The 15,019-nt window shown below is 71.1% G+C and carries 13 protein-coding genes and 2 riboswitches; of the genes, 4 read left to right on the top strand and 9 right to left on the bottom strand.

Features of this window, described 5'->3' with window-relative positions:
• Positions 1–82 precede the first annotated feature (82 nt).
• From AC1C2W_RS01170 to AC1C2W_RS01155, 4 genes are all read right to left on the bottom strand, one after another.
• Positions 83–1,042, bottom strand: a complete 960-nt coding sequence (locus tag AC1C2W_RS01170) for a universal stress protein (RefSeq protein WP_495388192.1) — start codon at positions 1,040–1,042, stop codon at positions 83–85.
• Between the two features lie 174 nt (positions 1,043–1,216).
• Positions 1,217–2,029: a C40 family peptidase gene (locus AC1C2W_RS01165; RefSeq protein ID WP_495412125.1), complete on the bottom strand. Its 813-nt coding sequence runs from the start codon at positions 2,027–2,029 to the stop codon at positions 1,217–1,219.
• 1 nt (position 2,030) lies between these two features.
• Positions 2,031–2,191, bottom strand: a riboswitch (cyclic di-AMP (ydaO/yuaA leader).
• Positions 2,192–2,405: 214 nt separating this feature from the next.
• Positions 2,406–3,215 carry a C40 family peptidase gene (locus tag AC1C2W_RS01160; RefSeq protein ID WP_495412124.1) on the bottom strand — a complete coding sequence of 270 codons (810 nt, stop codon included), beginning with the start codon at positions 3,213–3,215 and terminating at the stop codon, positions 2,406–2,408.
• 1 nt (position 3,216) lies between these two features.
• Positions 3,217–3,397: riboswitch (cyclic di-AMP (ydaO/yuaA leader) on the bottom strand.
• A gap of 129 nt (positions 3,398–3,526) precedes the next feature.
• Positions 3,527–4,240: an iron-dependent transcriptional repressor DtxR gene (locus AC1C2W_RS01155; protein WP_495388195.1), complete on the bottom strand. Its 714-nt coding sequence runs from the start codon at positions 4,238–4,240 to the stop codon at positions 3,527–3,529.
• A gap of 144 nt (positions 4,241–4,384) precedes the next feature.
• Between AC1C2W_RS01155 and serC the strand changes: the two genes are divergently transcribed.
• Positions 4,385–5,554 (top strand): phosphoserine transaminase, encoded by a 1,170-nt coding sequence (gene serC / locus AC1C2W_RS01150; protein WP_495388196.1) that lies wholly within the window; start codon positions 4,385–4,387, stop codon positions 5,552–5,554.
• 167 nt (positions 5,555–5,721) lie between these two features.
• Positions 5,722–6,528: an MHYT domain-containing protein gene (locus AC1C2W_RS01145; RefSeq protein ID WP_495412123.1), complete on the top strand. Its 807-nt coding sequence runs from the start codon at positions 5,722–5,724 to the stop codon at positions 6,526–6,528.
• A 17-nt stretch (positions 6,529–6,545) separates the two neighbouring features.
• On the opposite strand, the gene AC1C2W_RS01140 is transcribed toward AC1C2W_RS01145, so the two are convergent.
• The 4 genes from AC1C2W_RS01140 to AC1C2W_RS01125 all read right to left on the bottom strand — a co-directional run bounded on the left by AC1C2W_RS01140 (position 6,546) and on the right by AC1C2W_RS01125 (position 11,614).
• On the bottom strand, positions 6,546–7,904 hold the full coding sequence (locus AC1C2W_RS01140) for an MFS transporter (protein WP_495412122.1): 1,359 nt from the start codon (positions 7,902–7,904) through the stop codon (positions 6,546–6,548).
• Positions 7,905–8,044: 140 nt separating this feature from the next.
• A complete protein-coding gene (locus AC1C2W_RS01135; RefSeq protein ID WP_495388199.1) occupies positions 8,045–9,358 on the bottom strand; it encodes a UDP-glucose dehydrogenase family protein in 1,314 nt (437 codons plus the stop codon).
• A gap of 128 nt (positions 9,359–9,486) precedes the next feature.
• A complete protein-coding gene (locus tag AC1C2W_RS01130) occupies positions 9,487–10,950 on the bottom strand; it encodes an NCS2 family permease (RefSeq protein WP_495388200.1) in 1,464 nt (487 codons plus the stop codon).
• A gap of 130 nt (positions 10,951–11,080) precedes the next feature.
• Positions 11,081–11,614: a CAP domain-containing protein gene (locus AC1C2W_RS01125; RefSeq protein WP_495412121.1), complete on the bottom strand. Its 534-nt coding sequence runs from the start codon at positions 11,612–11,614 to the stop codon at positions 11,081–11,083.
• Positions 11,615–12,176: 562 nt separating this feature from the next.
• Here AC1C2W_RS01125 and AC1C2W_RS01120 point away from each other — a divergent pair.
• Both AC1C2W_RS01120 and AC1C2W_RS01115 read left to right on the top strand, forming a co-directional pair.
• Positions 12,177–12,689: a methyltransferase domain-containing protein gene (locus AC1C2W_RS01120; protein ID WP_495412120.1), complete on the top strand. Its 513-nt coding sequence runs from the start codon at positions 12,177–12,179 to the stop codon at positions 12,687–12,689.
• Positions 12,686–13,393 carry an O-methyltransferase gene (locus AC1C2W_RS01115; protein ID WP_495388203.1) on the top strand — a complete coding sequence of 236 codons (708 nt, stop codon included), beginning with the start codon at positions 12,686–12,688 and terminating at the stop codon, positions 13,391–13,393. The genes AC1C2W_RS01120 and AC1C2W_RS01115 overlap by 4 nt, the downstream gene beginning before the upstream one ends.
• Positions 13,394–13,445: 52 nt before the next feature.
• Here AC1C2W_RS01115 and AC1C2W_RS01110 read toward each other — a convergent pair whose 3' ends face one another.
• Entirely contained in the window at positions 13,446–14,870 is a 1,425-nt protein-coding gene (locus AC1C2W_RS01110; protein WP_495388204.1) for a tyrosine-protein kinase domain-containing protein, read from the bottom strand.
• Positions 14,871–15,019: the final 149 nt, after the last annotated feature.

Below are 15,019 nucleotides of genomic sequence, written 5' to 3'. Positions count from 1 at the left end.
GTTCACCCACGGACAGAGTGGTGGGGGCGTGCTTTGGGGGACTCTTCGTCCAAGAAGATCCCCAAAACCCACGCCCACAACATCAGGCGGCGGGGGCGGCGGCCTCGCTCAGCTCCTCGTCGCACTTGCGTGTCACGACGAGCACCGGGCAGGCGGAGTGGTGCAGCACCGCCTGGCTGGTGGAGCCGAGCAGCAGGCCGCGGAAGCCTCCGCGCCCTCGGGAGCCGACGACGAGGAGGTCGGCCGCGGTGGAGAATTCGGTGAGGAGCTCGGCCCCCGTGCCGTCGAGCACGTGCCGCTTGATGGTGACCCCTGGGTTGGCGGCCTCCGCCCGGTCCACGGTCACGTCGAGGCCCGCCTTGACGTCGGCGAGCACCGTCTCGTGATCGATCTGCGAGGGCAGCCACGCCAGGATGCCGGCGCCGCCGCCCAGCGGGACGCCCGCCACGGCCACGAGCTCCGCGTCCCAGGCTCTCGCCTGCGCGACCGCGTGCTTCAGCGCGACCTCGGCGGACGGCGAGCCGTCGACGCCCACCACGATCCGCCGTACCTCGTGCACGGCGTCACCGTCCCGGCGGTTCGCCGCGTCGGTGCTCGCGCCGTCGGTGCCCCGGTAGGGCACGACGACCGTCGGGCAGTGAGCGTGCGCCGGCAGCGCGGACGAGACGGTGCCGAGCAGCCGTTCCGTGAACCCGCCCCTGCCGCGCGTGCCAACGACGGCCAGGGCGTGCTCGCGGGACATCTCGACCAGCACTCCCGCGGCGTCCCCGGTCGCGACCGTGCCCGTCACCGGCACGCCGGCCGCGGCGACACGTTCCTCGGCCTCGGCGAGCACCGCCTTGGCCCCCTCCTGGATCGCCGTGTCGTCGAGCGCCGCATATCCGCCGTCGAGCGACGCCGCCGTGAACGACGGCAACGAGTAGCTACACACCACGTGCAGCCCCCACCCCACGCGCCGCGCGTACGCGGCGGCCCAGTCGAGGGCATGCAGGCTGGCTGCAGAACCATCGACACCTACCAGGACGACCTCAGGCCGTGTCATCTTGCGCCTCCTGTCCGCTGGCGAGGAGCCCCGCCCTCGTCGTCGAGGGTGGCTCGTTCAAGCCTAGCGAAAGGATGGCGCAAGGGACAGCAAAGCGCGGGAGAAACACCCGACCCCCGGGCTCATGGAGCACCGGGGGTCGGGGCGCTGGTGTGCGGCGCACGCCGCGAGCCGTCAGAGCACCCGCAGGTACACGGACTCCGACTCGGACTGCCACATCGAGTGGTAGCCCGTCTCCCAACCGATGGGGCGCGAGGCCTCGACGACCATTCCGTCACCCGCGTAGATGCCGATGTGGCCCGGGCTCCAGATGAGGTCGCCCGCACGCAGCTCGGAGGCCGAGATCTGCGTTCCGGCGTAGCGCTGGTCGGACGACGTGCGGGGCAGGTCGACGCCGAGCTGGCTGTAGACGTAGGAGGTGAGGCCCGAGCAGTCGAAGCCGGACGGGCTGGACCCGCCGACGACGTACGGGGTACCGATGTAGCGCTTGGCGATCGACACCGCCTGCTCGCCGAGCGACGAACTCGAGGACGTCTCCGCCTCCGGCTCAGCCGCCGGTGCCTCGGTGCGCTCGGACGACCGCGACACGGTCTCCGTCGCGGCGCGTTCCTCGACGACGGGCTCCGGCTCCGGCTCCGGCTGGGGTGCCGGGGTGATCTTGGCCCCGGAGATGGCCTTCTTGCTGACGGTCTCGACGTCGACCTTGGCCTTCGCCTCGACGGTGACGACGGGCGCGGCCTCGAGGGCCTCACGGGCCTGGTCGCTCAGGGCGCCCAGATCGACGGTGCTGAGCTTCTTGGACGTGTCATGGTCGACCGGAGCCGCCTGCGCAGCACTCGCGCTGGCGAAGGTCGAGACGAGCAGACCACCGGCAGCTGCGGCGACGGCGGCACGACGGCCGGTCGTCGAAGAGCTGACGCTCTGGACCAGCCCGTCGAACGGACGGCGCGCGGCACGGTGCCGGGCGCGCGTGGTACGTGCGTTCACGTTTCCCTCTCCTGTCGCCTACGAAGTCAGCTGTCGGGTTCGGGTGGGAGAAATCACCCGGCCGCACGAATCAAGATCCGTGCGGCTTCACCCCGAGGACACCGTGTCTGGTGCCCGGAAGTGGGTCCCCCGCCCCTGCCATGGGTTCAAGGTCCTCGACCGGCGGCAGGGCTCGGCGTTCCGGTCGAGACTCGACAGATGACCGCCGAGTGGTTGAACTGTAGCGGACGCAGACGGCGATGTCACGTTCCGATCACGGGCCCCTGTGGATGAGGCGCGTCACACAATGTCCGTGTAGGTCAGAGGGTTCCCAGACACGACGACGCCCCGCCGCGCTGGTGCGCGACGGGGCATGGTCGGAACGCGACGGACGGACTCAGCCGACGCGGATGAACGTGGGGTTCGACTGCCAGATCGCCCGGTACTTCACGACGTCGCCCGGCTTCGGGGCGTCGATCTGCATGCCGCCGCCGGCGTAGATCGCGACGTGGCCCGGCGTCCAGATGAGGTCGCCCGCCTGTGCCTCGGAGGCCGAGACGACCGTGCCGGCGGAGCGCTGGGCCGACGCCGTGCGCGGCAGGCCGATGCCCACCTGCGCGAAGACATACTGCGTCAGGCCGGAGCAGTCGAAGCCCGACGGGCTGCTGCCGCCCGTGACGTAGGGGACGCCCACATAGCGCATCGCGATCGAGACGACCGACGAACCGTTCGCCGAGGCCGGCGCCTCGACGGCGGTGCGCTCCTCGGAACGGGATGCGGCGGCCTCCGTGGTGGAATCCGTGGTGGAACCGGTCGCCTCGTCGGACGCGGTCGTGTCTGCCACGACCTCCTCGACGACGGGCTCCGGCACGGGCGCCGGCGTGATCTCGGCCCCGGAGATGACCTGCTTGGTGACCTTCTCGACGTCGACCTTCGCCTTGGCGTCGACGGTGACGACGGGCGCGGCTTCGAGGGCCTCTCGTGCCTGGTCGGTCAGCGCGCCGAGGTCGACGGTGCTGAGCTTGTTGGCGGCGTCGTGGTCGACCGGGGCGGCCTGCGCGGCGCCCGCGCCGGCGAAGGTCGAGACCAGGAGGCCACCGGCGGCTGCGACGACGGCCGCACGGCGAGCGCCGGCGCCGTTCGGGGCGGCCAGGGCAATCGGACGTCGGGCGGCGTGATGCCGGCCGCGAGTCGTACGTGCGGTCACGTGTCTACCTCTCCATCGCCTGCGAGGTCAGCTGTCGGGTTCGGGTGGGAGAAACACCCGGCCGCCCGGACCCGGTCATCGGATCCGTTCGGCTTCACCCCGAGGGCGTCATGATCGACGCCCGGAAGTGGGTCCCCCGCTCCTGCCGTGCGGATGTCCGTGGAGCTCGGCCGGTGGCAGGGTTCGGCGTCCGGTCGAGCGCCCGCTGGATAACTCCGGCGAGCGACCACGACCGTACCGGATGACCCCGGCGATGTCACGCTGCAGTCACGAAGTGGCGTGCCGACCCGATTCGGCGGTCCACGCCCTGGTCAGCGGCTCGCGACGAACAGGTGCTTGGCCAGCTCCTCCGGGAGCTCCAGCACGATGTTGGAACCCTCGACCTCGACCGTGACATCGTCCCCCGCCGTGCGCGCCGTGATCTGCGCCCCCGGCACGAGCCCCGACTCGGAGAGCCGCGCCAGCAGCTCGATGTCCACCTGCAGCGGCTCGGCGATCCGCTGCAGCACCAGGTCCAGGCCGTCGCCGGCCTCCCCGGGCCGGCCGGCCGCGAGCACCGCCGGCAGGGACTGCACGCCCTCGAGGAACGGGACGTCCTGGTACTGCTCCCCCAGCTCCGACAGCCCCGGGATCGGGTTGCCGTACGGGTCGATGTGTGGGTGGTCGAGCAGTGTCACGAGGCGCTTCTCGACGAGGTCGCTCATGACGTGCTCCCAGCGGCACGCCTCCGTGTGCACCTGCTCCCAGTCGAGCTTGATGACGTCGGTGAGCAGCCGCTCCGCGAGCCGGTGCTTGCGCATCACCCGGGTGGCCTTGGCCTGGCCCGCCTCGGTGAGCTCGAGGTGCCGGTCGCCGGTGACGACGACGAGCCCGTCGCGCTCCATGCGTGCGACCGTCTGCGACACCGTGGGCCCCGAGTGCCCCAGGCGTTCCGCGATCCGGGCACGGAGCGGCGGGATGCCCTCCTCACCGAGCTCGTAGATCGTCTTGAGGTACATCTCCGTGGTGTCGATCAGGTCGGTCACGTCAGCTCCTGTCGTTCGGCGCGGCCTAGTCTATTCGCACGCGTGGGCGCAGGCGGGTCGCGCGTGGCGCCGTCGTGCGCGTGCCCCGCGCCATCCTGCCCTGTCCCACCGACAACCCGCCTCCCGCCCGGAACCGGAGACTCGATGCCCGCCGTGCCGACCCACACCATCCCCTCGTCGCTGCTGCCCGCGGACGGGCGCTTCGGCTCCGGCCCGTCCAAGGTGCGCGCCGCGCAGGTGGCCGCGCTCGCCGCGGCCGGCGACCCGGCATCGCCGCTGCTCGGCACGTCGCACCGCCAGCCGCCGGTCAAGGACCTGGTGCGCCGCGTGCGGCGAGGCGTGGCCGAGCTCTTCGACCTGCCCGACGGGTACGAGGTGGCGCTCGGCAACGGCGGTGCGACGGCGTTCTGGGACGTCGCGACGGCGAGCCTGGTGCGCCGGCGCGCCCAGCACGCCGTCTTCGGCGAGTTCGGCGGCAAGTTCGCGGCCAGCACCCGCGGCGCCCCCTTCCTCGAGACCTCGCAGGTCGTCGAGGCCGCGCCCGGCACGGTCGCACGTCTCGCCACGTCGAGAGGAACGGCCGAGGGCGTGGACGTCTACGCGACCCCGCACAACGAGACCTCGACAGGCGCGATGGCGCCGGTGCGACAGGTGCAGGACGCGCGCTCCGCCGGGGCCCTGCTGCTCGTCGACGCGACGTCGGGCGCGGGCGGGCTGCCCGTCGACGTCGGCGACACGGACGTCTACTACTTCGGCCCGCAGAAGGTCTTCGCGGCCGAGGGCGGCCTGTGGCTCGCGGTCTGCTCGCCCGCCGCGGTGGAGCGCGCCGAGGAGGTGGAGGCGACCGCCGGGCGAGAGAGCGGCCGCTGGGTGCCCGAGTTCCTCTCGCTGACCACCGCCCTCACCAACTCCCGCGCCGACCAGACCCTCAACACGCCCGCCGTCTCGACGCTCGTGCTGCTCGCCGAGCAGGTCGAGTGGCTGCTGGGCCGGGGCGGGCTCGCATGGTCGACAGCGCGGTGCGCCGAGTCCGCGGGCGTGCTGTACGACTGGGCCGGAGCGCGGGACTGGGCGACGCCGTTCGTCGCCGACCCCGCGGAGCGCTCGACCGTCGTCGCGACCATCGACCTCGACGACGCGATCGACGCCGTTGCCGTGATCCGGGTGCTGCGGGAGAACGGCATCCTGGACGTGTTCCCCTACCGCAAGCTCGGCCGCAACCAGCTGCGGGTCGGCGTCTTCCCCGCCGTCGAGCCGGACGACGTGCGCGCCCTCACCGCCTGCGTCGACCACGTGGTCGAGCACCTCGGCTGAGGCCGCCACACGGCGCGAGACCCTCTGCGGACGGGTTGCATCGTCGCTGGTCAGCACCCACGTTTCACCCTCTAGGTCACGAACTGATAACGTGCCGCCTCGTCACAAAACGGACGAGGAGGCCAAGGATCGTACTGCCTGAGATGCACCATTTCACCTACGGGGTCATGACCCCTGTGCTGGCGTACGTCGCGTCGACCGTGGGAGCGGCCACCGGCTTGTCCGCGACGTCCCGCGCTCGCGTGGCGAAGGACGCGAAGTCCCGATCCGTCTGGCTGCTCGTGGGCGCGCTCGCGATCGGCGGCACGGGCGTCTGGGTCATGCACTTCGTCGCGATGCTCGGCTTCACCGTCACAGGGATGCCGATCCAGTACGACGTGCCACGCACCGTCGTCAGTGCCCTCGTCGCGATAGCAGTGGTCGCGATCGGGCTGTTCCTCGTCGGGTTCGGCGGCAACCGGCCGCTGTGGCTGATCCCGGGCGGCATCGTGGCCGGGCTGGGCGTCGCGGCGATGCACTACATGGGCATGGCCGCCATGGAGATGACCGGGCACCTGCAGTTCTCGCTGCCGATCGTGGCGGCGTCGGTGCTCATCGCGATCGTGGCCGCGACCGTGGCGCTGTGGTTGTGCACGCACGTGCGCGGCGCCCGCGCGACGACGGGGGCCGCCCTCATCATGGGCCTCGCGGTCAGCGGCATGCACTACACCGGCATGGCCGCGCTCACCGTCACCGGCAAAGGCGGGGAGGCCCCGGGGGGCACCAGCGCGATCGACCTGCTCGGCCCGCTGATCTTCGGCATCGTGGCACTGACCGTGGCCCTGATCTTCGTGGTGGTCATGTGGCCCACGGAGTCCGAGATGCGCGACCAGCAGGAGTTCGAGGCCAGGCAGCGCCGCCGGTCGCGCGGCGCCCGCGGCGAGCCGGTCACCCGCCACGCGTCCCGGCACGAGACGGCCGGTCCGCGACACTGACGGCGCGACACCGACGGTCAGGCCGAGGCCACCCGCTCGGCGTCGGCGCGGGTCAGCTCGCGCCGCACGCCGTCCCGGGTGGTGACGCCCTCGCTCGTCGTGCTCCCGTGCACTTCACGGTCGAGGTAGACGACCTCGAGGTGCGGCCGGCTCAGCACGCGGTAGCGCACCCGCAGGTGCCAGCGGCGCACGGCCCAGACCGTCGCTCCCGACGCCACGAGGAACGTGGCGATCGAGCCGACGAGGATTGACCAGCGTGGCCCCCAGGCCTCGCCGATCCAGCCGACGACCGGTGCGCCGATCGGCGTCGCGCCCTGGAAGATCATCACGTAGAGGGCCATGACGCGCCCGCGCATCACGGGGTCGGTGGAGATCTGGAGTGCGCTGTTCGCCGCCGTCATCATCGTGAGCGACGCCAGGCCGACGGGGATGCAGGCCACGACGAACGACGAGTAGGTGGGCATGAGGCCCAGCACGCCGGTGGTGACGGCGAACGCGAAGGCGGCCCCGATGACCAGCCGCACCCGCGGCCGGTCCCGTCGGGCCGCGAGAAGCGCCCCCGCCAGCGACCCGATCGCCAGCACCGAGCCGAGGATGCCGTACTCGCTCGCACCCCGGCCGAACTCGACGCGCGCCATGAGCGCGGACGTGAGCTGGAAGTTCAGGCCGAACGTGGAGACCACGAACATCACGACCATGATCACGACGATGTCGCTGCGCCGGCGCACGTACCGCACGCCCTCGATGATCTGCCCCTTGGCCCGTGGAGCGGCCGGCTGGGGTCGCAGCTCACGCACGCGCATGTAGCCGAGAGCGATGATCGTCGCGGCGAACGTGACGCCGTTGATGAGGAAGACCCATCCGGTTCCGACGGCAGCGATCAGCAGCCCGGCGACGCCCGGGCCGATGAGGCGGGCAGCGTTGAACGACGCGCTGTTCAGCCCGACGGCGTTGGACAGCTTGTCGGCCGGCACCATGTCGGCGACGAAGGTCTGGCGGGCGGGGCTGTCGAGGGCGGAGACGACGCCGAGCAGCAGCGCGAACACGTAGACGTGCCAGAGCTCCGCCTTCCCGGAGAGCACGAGCGCGCCGAGTCCGAGCGCGAGCACGCCCATGCCGCCCTGCGTGGCCATGAGGAGCCGGCGGCGCGGCAGGCGGTCGGCCAGCACACCGGCCCACGGGGACAGCAGCAGGAAGGGCACGAACTGCAGGGCGGTGGTGATGCCGACCGCGACCCCGGAGTTGTCGGACAGGTCGGTGAGGACGATCCAGTCCTGCGCGACGCGCTGCATCCAGGTGCCGACGTTGGCGACCAGGGCAGCCCCGAACCAGATGCGGTAGTTGGTGTACCTGAGGGAGGAGAAGGTGGCGCTCATCGGGCGAGGCTCCGAATGTGTTCGTCGCTCGCGGGTGCCACGGGTCTCCTCCTGGGGATGGGTGTCTCCCGGAGCAACGGGCTATCGAATCGCTCTATTCCTCGCCTGAGGGACTCCCGCTGTGGGGTCGGTCACGGCGCTCAGCGACGCCCGAGGGCGCGGTACTGCCAGCCCGCCGCCTGCCACTCCCCGCGGCTCAGGGCGTTGCGCCCGTCGAGCACGGTGCGCTGCGCCACGAGCATCCCGACCCGCTCGGGGTCCAGCTCGCGGTACTGGCGCCACTCCGTGAGCACAAGAACGGCGTCCGCGCCGGCGAGCGCGCCCTCGAGGTCCTGGTCGTAGCGCAGCCCCGGCTGCTTGGCGCGCGCGTTGTCGATCGCCTGCGGGTCGTGCACGGTGACGACGGCGCCCAGCTCCGCCAGGTGGACGGCGACGTCCAGGGCCGGGGAGTCGCGCACGTCGTCGCTGTCCGGCTTGAACGCGGCGCCGAGCACCGTGACCTCGGCGCCCTCGACCATGCCGCCGAGCACCTCGACGGCCAGGTCGACCATCCGGGCACGACGGCGCGTGTTGATCGTGTCGACCTCGCCGAGGAACGCGACGGCGTCGCCCGCGCCGAGCTCGTCGGCGCGGGCCATGAAGGCGCGGATGTCCTTGGGCAGGCATCCGCCCCCGAAGCCGAGGCCGGCGTTGAGGAACCGGCGTCCGATGCGGGCGTCGTGGCCGATCGCGTCCGCCAGCTGCGTGACGTCGCCGCCGGCGACCTCGCACAGCTCCGCCATCGCGTTGATGAAGGAGATCTTGGTGGCCAGGAACGAGTTCGCCGCGACCTTGACCAGCTCCGCCGTCGGGTAGTCCGTGACGATGCGCGGGACCTCCTCGCCCAGGAGGTCGGCGTACACCGCGTCCAGCGCGGCCGCGGCCCGCTCCCCCGCTTCGCCGTCCGGCACCCCGTAGACGAGACGGTCGGGGTGCAGCGTGTCCTGTACCGCGAAGCCCTCGCGGAGGAACTCCGGGTTCCAGGCGAGCACGGCGTCCGGCTGCGCGTCGGCCAGACCTGCGGCGAGGCGCACGGCCGTCCCCACCGGGACCGTGGACTTGCCCGCCACGACCTCGCCCGGCCCGACGTGCGCCCCGAGCGCCGCGAACGCGGCGTCGACGTACGAGAGGTCGGCCGCGTTGCTGTCCGCGCGCTGCGGCGTGCCCACGCAGACGAAGTGCACCTCGGCCCCCGCCACGGCGGCCATGTCGGTGGTCGCCGTGAGCCGCCCGGTGGCCGCGACCTCGGACAGCAGCTCGTCCAGGCCCGGCTCGAAGAACGGCGCCTTGCCCGCCGCGAGCGCCGCCACCCGGTCCGCGTCGACGTCGACCCCCACGACGTCGTGGCCCAGCCGCGCCATGCTCGCGGCGTGCACCGCACCGAGGTAACCCAGGCCGACCACTGAGATCTTCACGAGTCCACTGCCCTTCGTCGAGCGCCGATGCTCGACGCTAGCGCCTCCCGTGCGCTCCGGCCCGGGAGACACGGCCGGCCGGACGCCCCTGCGTGAGGTTCATCCGGCCGGTCGTCGCGGTCGTCGGGTCAGAGACCCAGCACCTGCCGGATGGGGTCGAGCGTGAAGTACACGAGGAACATGGCGGCGGCGATCCACATCAGCGCGTGGATCTGCCGCACCTTGCCGAGCGCCAGCTTGATGATCACGAAGGCGATGAACCCGGCGCCGATGCCGTCCGCGATGGAGTACGTGAACGGCATGAGGATGATCGTGAGGAACGCCGGGATGGCGATCTCCACGTTGCGCCACGAGATGCCGGCCACCTGGGCCATCATCAGGTAGCCCACGAAGACGAGGGCGGGCGCCGCCGCCTCGTAGGGCACGAGCGCCACGACGGGCGACAGGAAGGTCGCGAGCAGGAACGCCACGCCGGTCACGACGGCAGCGAGGCCGGTGCGCGCGCCGGCGCCCACGCCCGTCGTCGACTCCACGTACGCGGTGTTGGACGACGTGCTGCCCATGCCGCCGGCGATGGCGGCCACGGAGTCCGCGACGAGGATGGCGCGGGTGCGGGGCGGGTTGCCCTCCTTGTCGAGCAGCTTGCCCTCGGCGCCCACGGCGACCATGGTGCCCATCGTGTCGAAGAAATCGGCGATGAGCAGCGAGAACACGATCAGGACCACGGAGACCGCGGCGATGTTCTGGAACGACCCCAGCAGCGAGAACTGACCGAGCAGGCCGAGGTCGGGCGTCGTGACCACGCCGCTGAACGTGGGGGCGTTGAGGTTGAACCCGTTCGGGTTGCCCTCGGCCTTGGTGCCGATGTGCAGCGTGTTCTCCAGCACCACCGCGAGCGCCGTCGCCGTGATGATCGCGACCAGCATGGCGCCGCGCACCTTGCGCACGAACAGCACGATCGTGAGCACGAGGCCCACGACGAACACGAGGATCGGCCACGTGCCGAGGTTGCCGAGCTGCAGGACGGTGCCCTCGCCGGCCTCGACGAACCCGGCGTTGACCAGGCCGACGAGCGCGATGAACATGCCGATGCCCACGCTGATCGCCGTCTTGAGCTCCACCGGGACGGCCTTGAACACGGCCTCCCGGAACCCGGTGAGCACGAGGATCAGGATGATGACGCCCTCGATGACGACGAGCCCCATCGCGTCGGCCCACGTGACGTTCGGCAGGCCCGCGATCGAGTACGCGACGACGGCGTTGAGGCCCAGCCCCGCCGCCAGACCGAGGGGATAGTTCGCCCCGACGCCCATGATGATCGTGACGACCCCGGCCACCAGCGCGGTCGCGGCCGCGACCATGCCCAGTGTCTCGGGCGTCGCCTCGGCGCCGCCGCCGAGCACCTGGCCCGTCCCGTCCTGCACCGTGCCGATGATCAGCGGGTTGAGGACGATGATGTAGCTCATCGCGAAGAAGGTCACCAGGCCGCCGCGGATCTCCGACCCGATGGTCGAGCCTCGCTCGGTGATCTTGAAGAATCGGTCGATCGCGCTCAGCTCGCTGGAGGGCGGAGCGGTGGTCTGGTTCGGCATGGGCAGAATCATGGCAGATCGTGTGAAGGCAACCCGGCGGCGTCGCCGCACCGTGACGACGTATTCACACGCGCGACGCACATCCTCGCAGGTCGCGACGCTGCCCCCTGATCATTACCCGGGACGCACGTCACTCGGCGAGGAAGATCTGGACGCACACCATCCGGGGCCCTTCGGCCTCCTCGCCGTCCTGCTCGCACGCGACCGCGCCGCGCACGAACTCCGGGTTCCGGATGTTCGCCGCGTGCCCCGCCGACGCGAGCCACGCCGCCACCACCTCCTCCGGCGGCTCGCTCGCCCGCGACAGGTTCTCCGCGGCCAGGGCGACGCCGCACGCCTCCAGCACGTCGTCCAGCGGACGGTGGGTGAGCTCGTCCTCCCCGACCAGCTGCTCCGCGCGACCCGCCGCCGCGCGCGCCGCGCAGTCGTCGTGGGTCAGCGGGTCGAGGCCGTCGCCCGTGCGTGCGTCGTTCACACCGTCGTCCAGGAGGGCGGCGTACTCGTCCCGGGGAACCGCGACGGACGTGGACGGCCGCGGGGCAGCGGACGATCCCGTCCCGTCCGGGGCATCACCGCCGGGCCCGCAGCCCGCGAGCATCCCGACCACGACAGACAGGGCCGGTGCGAGCGCCGCACTGGCCCCGCGGGACGGTGAGATGCGCACGAGCTCACCTCCCGTCCCTGTCCGAAGCCGTGGTGACGGTCGACGTCCGCCGACATTACTCCGGTGCTGCGAAGGGGGCTGCCCGTTGCCGGCAGTTTCTCGCGCCGACACCATATGAGCTGTGGTCACGGCCGCGTACGTGGTCGAACTCCGGCCCGGGCGCTATCGCGTTTCGGGAGTTACGCTCGCTGCAGGCGGAACGCCCGATCATCGGCGCGAACCGATTCCCTCCCCGGTTGACTGACGAATTCAGGCGAACCAATCACAGGCGATGTACGCGGAGGCTGGTGCGATGGAACCGGAACGAGTGGCGCAGAGTCCCGTGCGGCTGCCACTGACGACCCCGCGAGGGCTGGGCATATCGGGTCGGCTACGGAGTGCCGCCGCAGACGCGCGGTTCCTCGCGCGATCGACGGTCCGCATGCTCCAAGGGATCACTCCTCGCGAATGTCCGTTCTGCGGATACCGGGGGAGGTTCTCGCCCTCCGGCGACCCGCCTCGGCTCGACGCCAAGTGCCGGGTCTGCAGGTCGTTCGAGCGCCACCGCCTCCTCGCGCTCGCCGTGCAGCGCCAGGACCTGATCAGGCCGGGTGACCGTATTCTCCACTTCGCGCCCGAGGTACAGGTCGCGCGACTTCTCGAGGAGATCTCGCCCGGCAACATCGTCTCCGCGGATATCGACGAGAACATCGCAGACATCCGGATAGACATCGAGGCGATCGATCTCGATGACGACTCGTTCGACGTGATCGTGTGCTCGCACGTCCTGGAGCACGTCGACGACCGCCTGGCGCTCAAGGAGATGCATCGCGTCCTGGCGCCCGGTGGCCGGTTGATCGTGATGGTCCCCATCGTGGAGGGCTGGGACCACTCCCACGAGATCCCGGGCGTGACCGACCCCCGTGAGCGGCGGATCGAGTTCGGTCAGGCGGACCATGTCCGGTACTTCGGTCGAGACCTGCGCGACCGGATCGAGACCGCAGGCTTCGCGCTCTCAGAGTTCGTCGGGGAGCCGGCCGACTGCCGCCGGTACGGTCTGGTCCGCGGCGAGCGCGTCTTCGTCGGGACCGCATGATGACGACCGGAGCCATGCTGCGGGAGTCGACGTCGGCGTCGTCGCGCGTCGCCAGGATGCTCGTCCAGGACCCGGGACGCCTGTGGATCGCGATCCGCGGCGCTGCCCGCCTCGGGACCCAGCTCGTCAGGGACCCGCATCAGCTCAGCTACCTCCGACGCTGGGTCCCCACGGTCGAGCGCAGCACCCTGGACCTCGAGCTCCCCTGGCTCCCCTTCCAGATCATCGACCGGCTCGACGAGGTGCTCACTCCTGCGTCACGAGTCTTCGAGTACGGGGGCGGCGGCTCGACCCTGTGGATGGCGCAGCGGGCCGGCGAGGTGGTGACGGCGGAGCACGACCCGGAGTGGGCGGACCTGCTGAGCGAGCGAACCGCCGGTCTGCCGAACGTCACCCTGCTCATCAGGAGCGCCGCGGACGAGTATGCCGACTACGTGCCGGCGATCGACGCCTACCCGGACGAGTACTTCGACGTCGTCGTCGTCGACGGACGGGAGCGGGTCCGGTGCTTCGAGCGGGCTCTGCCCAAGGTCCGCCCCGGCGGCATGCTCATCCTGGACGACACCGAGAGGGCGCGGTACGCCCCCGTCTTCGACCTCGCCCGGGCGCACCGGCACGTCACGATCCGGGGCATCGCGCCATGCAAGTCGCAGGCCGCCTACACGACGGTCTGGCTTCCCCGGGACTCGTCGACCCGTCGTTGACGGTCGCGACCCGACGGGTCGGCCCTCCGAGGTCGGCCCTACGAGGTCGGCCCTACGAGGTCGGCTCGTAGGAGTGCACGCCGTGCAGGACCCGTGACCCCGGTCGCCTGTCGTCCGGCGCCGCAGCGCTACCCGGCTCGTAGTACTGATAGCGGTACTCCGACGCATCGGACTGCGCCACGCCGTTCAGGACGACCCCGTGGAGGCTGACGCCGACCGTGGACAGCACCCGGATGGCCTGCTGGACCTGCGCGTTGTGAATCTCGCCCGCTCTGATCACGAGGATCGTGCCGCCCGTGAGCCTCGCGAGGACGGCGCTGTCGGTCACGGGCAGGAGCGGGGCGCTGTCGATCACGACGACGTCGTACATCTCGTCGAGCTTGGCGACCAGCCGTTCCATCTGCGCCGACCCCAGGAGCTCGCTCGGGTTGGGCGGCACCTCACCGCTGGGTAGGACGAACAGGTTGGTGTCGCCCCAGGGCTGCACGGCGGCTTCGAGGGGCACCCGGCCGATCAGCACCGTCGTGAGCCCGACCGACCCCTCGAGACCCAGGTACTTCGAGACGCTCGGACGCCGGAGGTCACCGTCCACCAGCACGACCCGGGTTCCCGCGTCGGCAAGCGTAATCGCGAGGTTGATCGCCGTCGTGGACTTTCCCTCCCCCGGGAGGGAGGACGTGACCAGCACGTGCCGTCGGTTGTCGTCGACCTCGACGAACTGAAGATTCGTCCGGAGCCTGCGGAACGACTCGGCGCGCCGGCTGTGGGGGCTCCCCTGCACGATGAGCGGCTGGCCCACCGCCTCGTCGTCAAAGGCGATCGTCCCGAGCAGCGCCGCGTCGGTGAGAGCAGGGATGTCGTCCTCCGACCGGACGCGCGTGTCGAGCGTCGACCTGAGCACCGCGATCCCCACACCGACGAGCAGGCCGAGGACGAGGCCCAGCACCACGTTCAACGCCGTGCGCGGGGTGACCGGGCTCTCGGGGACCTGCGCTTCGCGGACCGTGCTGATCTGGACCGGAGAGCCCTCGTCCCCGGAGGGACTCTCCAGGTCGGAGACGACGGTCGCAAGGCTCGAAGCGATCGTGTCCGCCGTCTCCGCCGCGAGCTGCGGGTCCGGATCCGACACGGCGATGGTGATGAGAACGGTCTCCTCGGGGGACTCCGCCGTGACTCTCTCGGCGAGGGAGTCGACCGAGTCGGCCAGGCCGAGCTGATCGATCACCGGCTGGAGGACCCGTGGGCTCGACACCAGGGCCGTGTACGACGAGACCTGGTTCGCCGTGAAGGAGTTCCCGGCGACGAGATCGTTCAGGGTGTCTCCGGAGCGCGTCGAGACGAAGACCTGGGACTCGGCCTGATACTGCGGGGTGGTCGCCGCCGACAGCACGACAGCAAGGACGACGCCTGCGATCGCCGAGAGTGCGACCACCATCCAGTGCTTTCGGAGGACGCTCAGATACTCGGCCAGCCCCATGGCACTCCCGTCGTCACCCCGTGCGAACCATCCGCCATGTTCCGAGCCGGTCGGATTGTCGAAGTAGAACCATCAGCGAGCCTAACCGCCAAGGTTGCGGGCCGCGCGCTCACACTGCGCTCGCCGTGAGGCGTGGATAGTGTGACATC

The organism is Isoptericola sp. Y581 (genome assembly GCF_059445475.1).
Note: the sequence above shows the minus strand (reverse complement) of the source record. Positions and strands in the feature narration are given on the sequence as shown.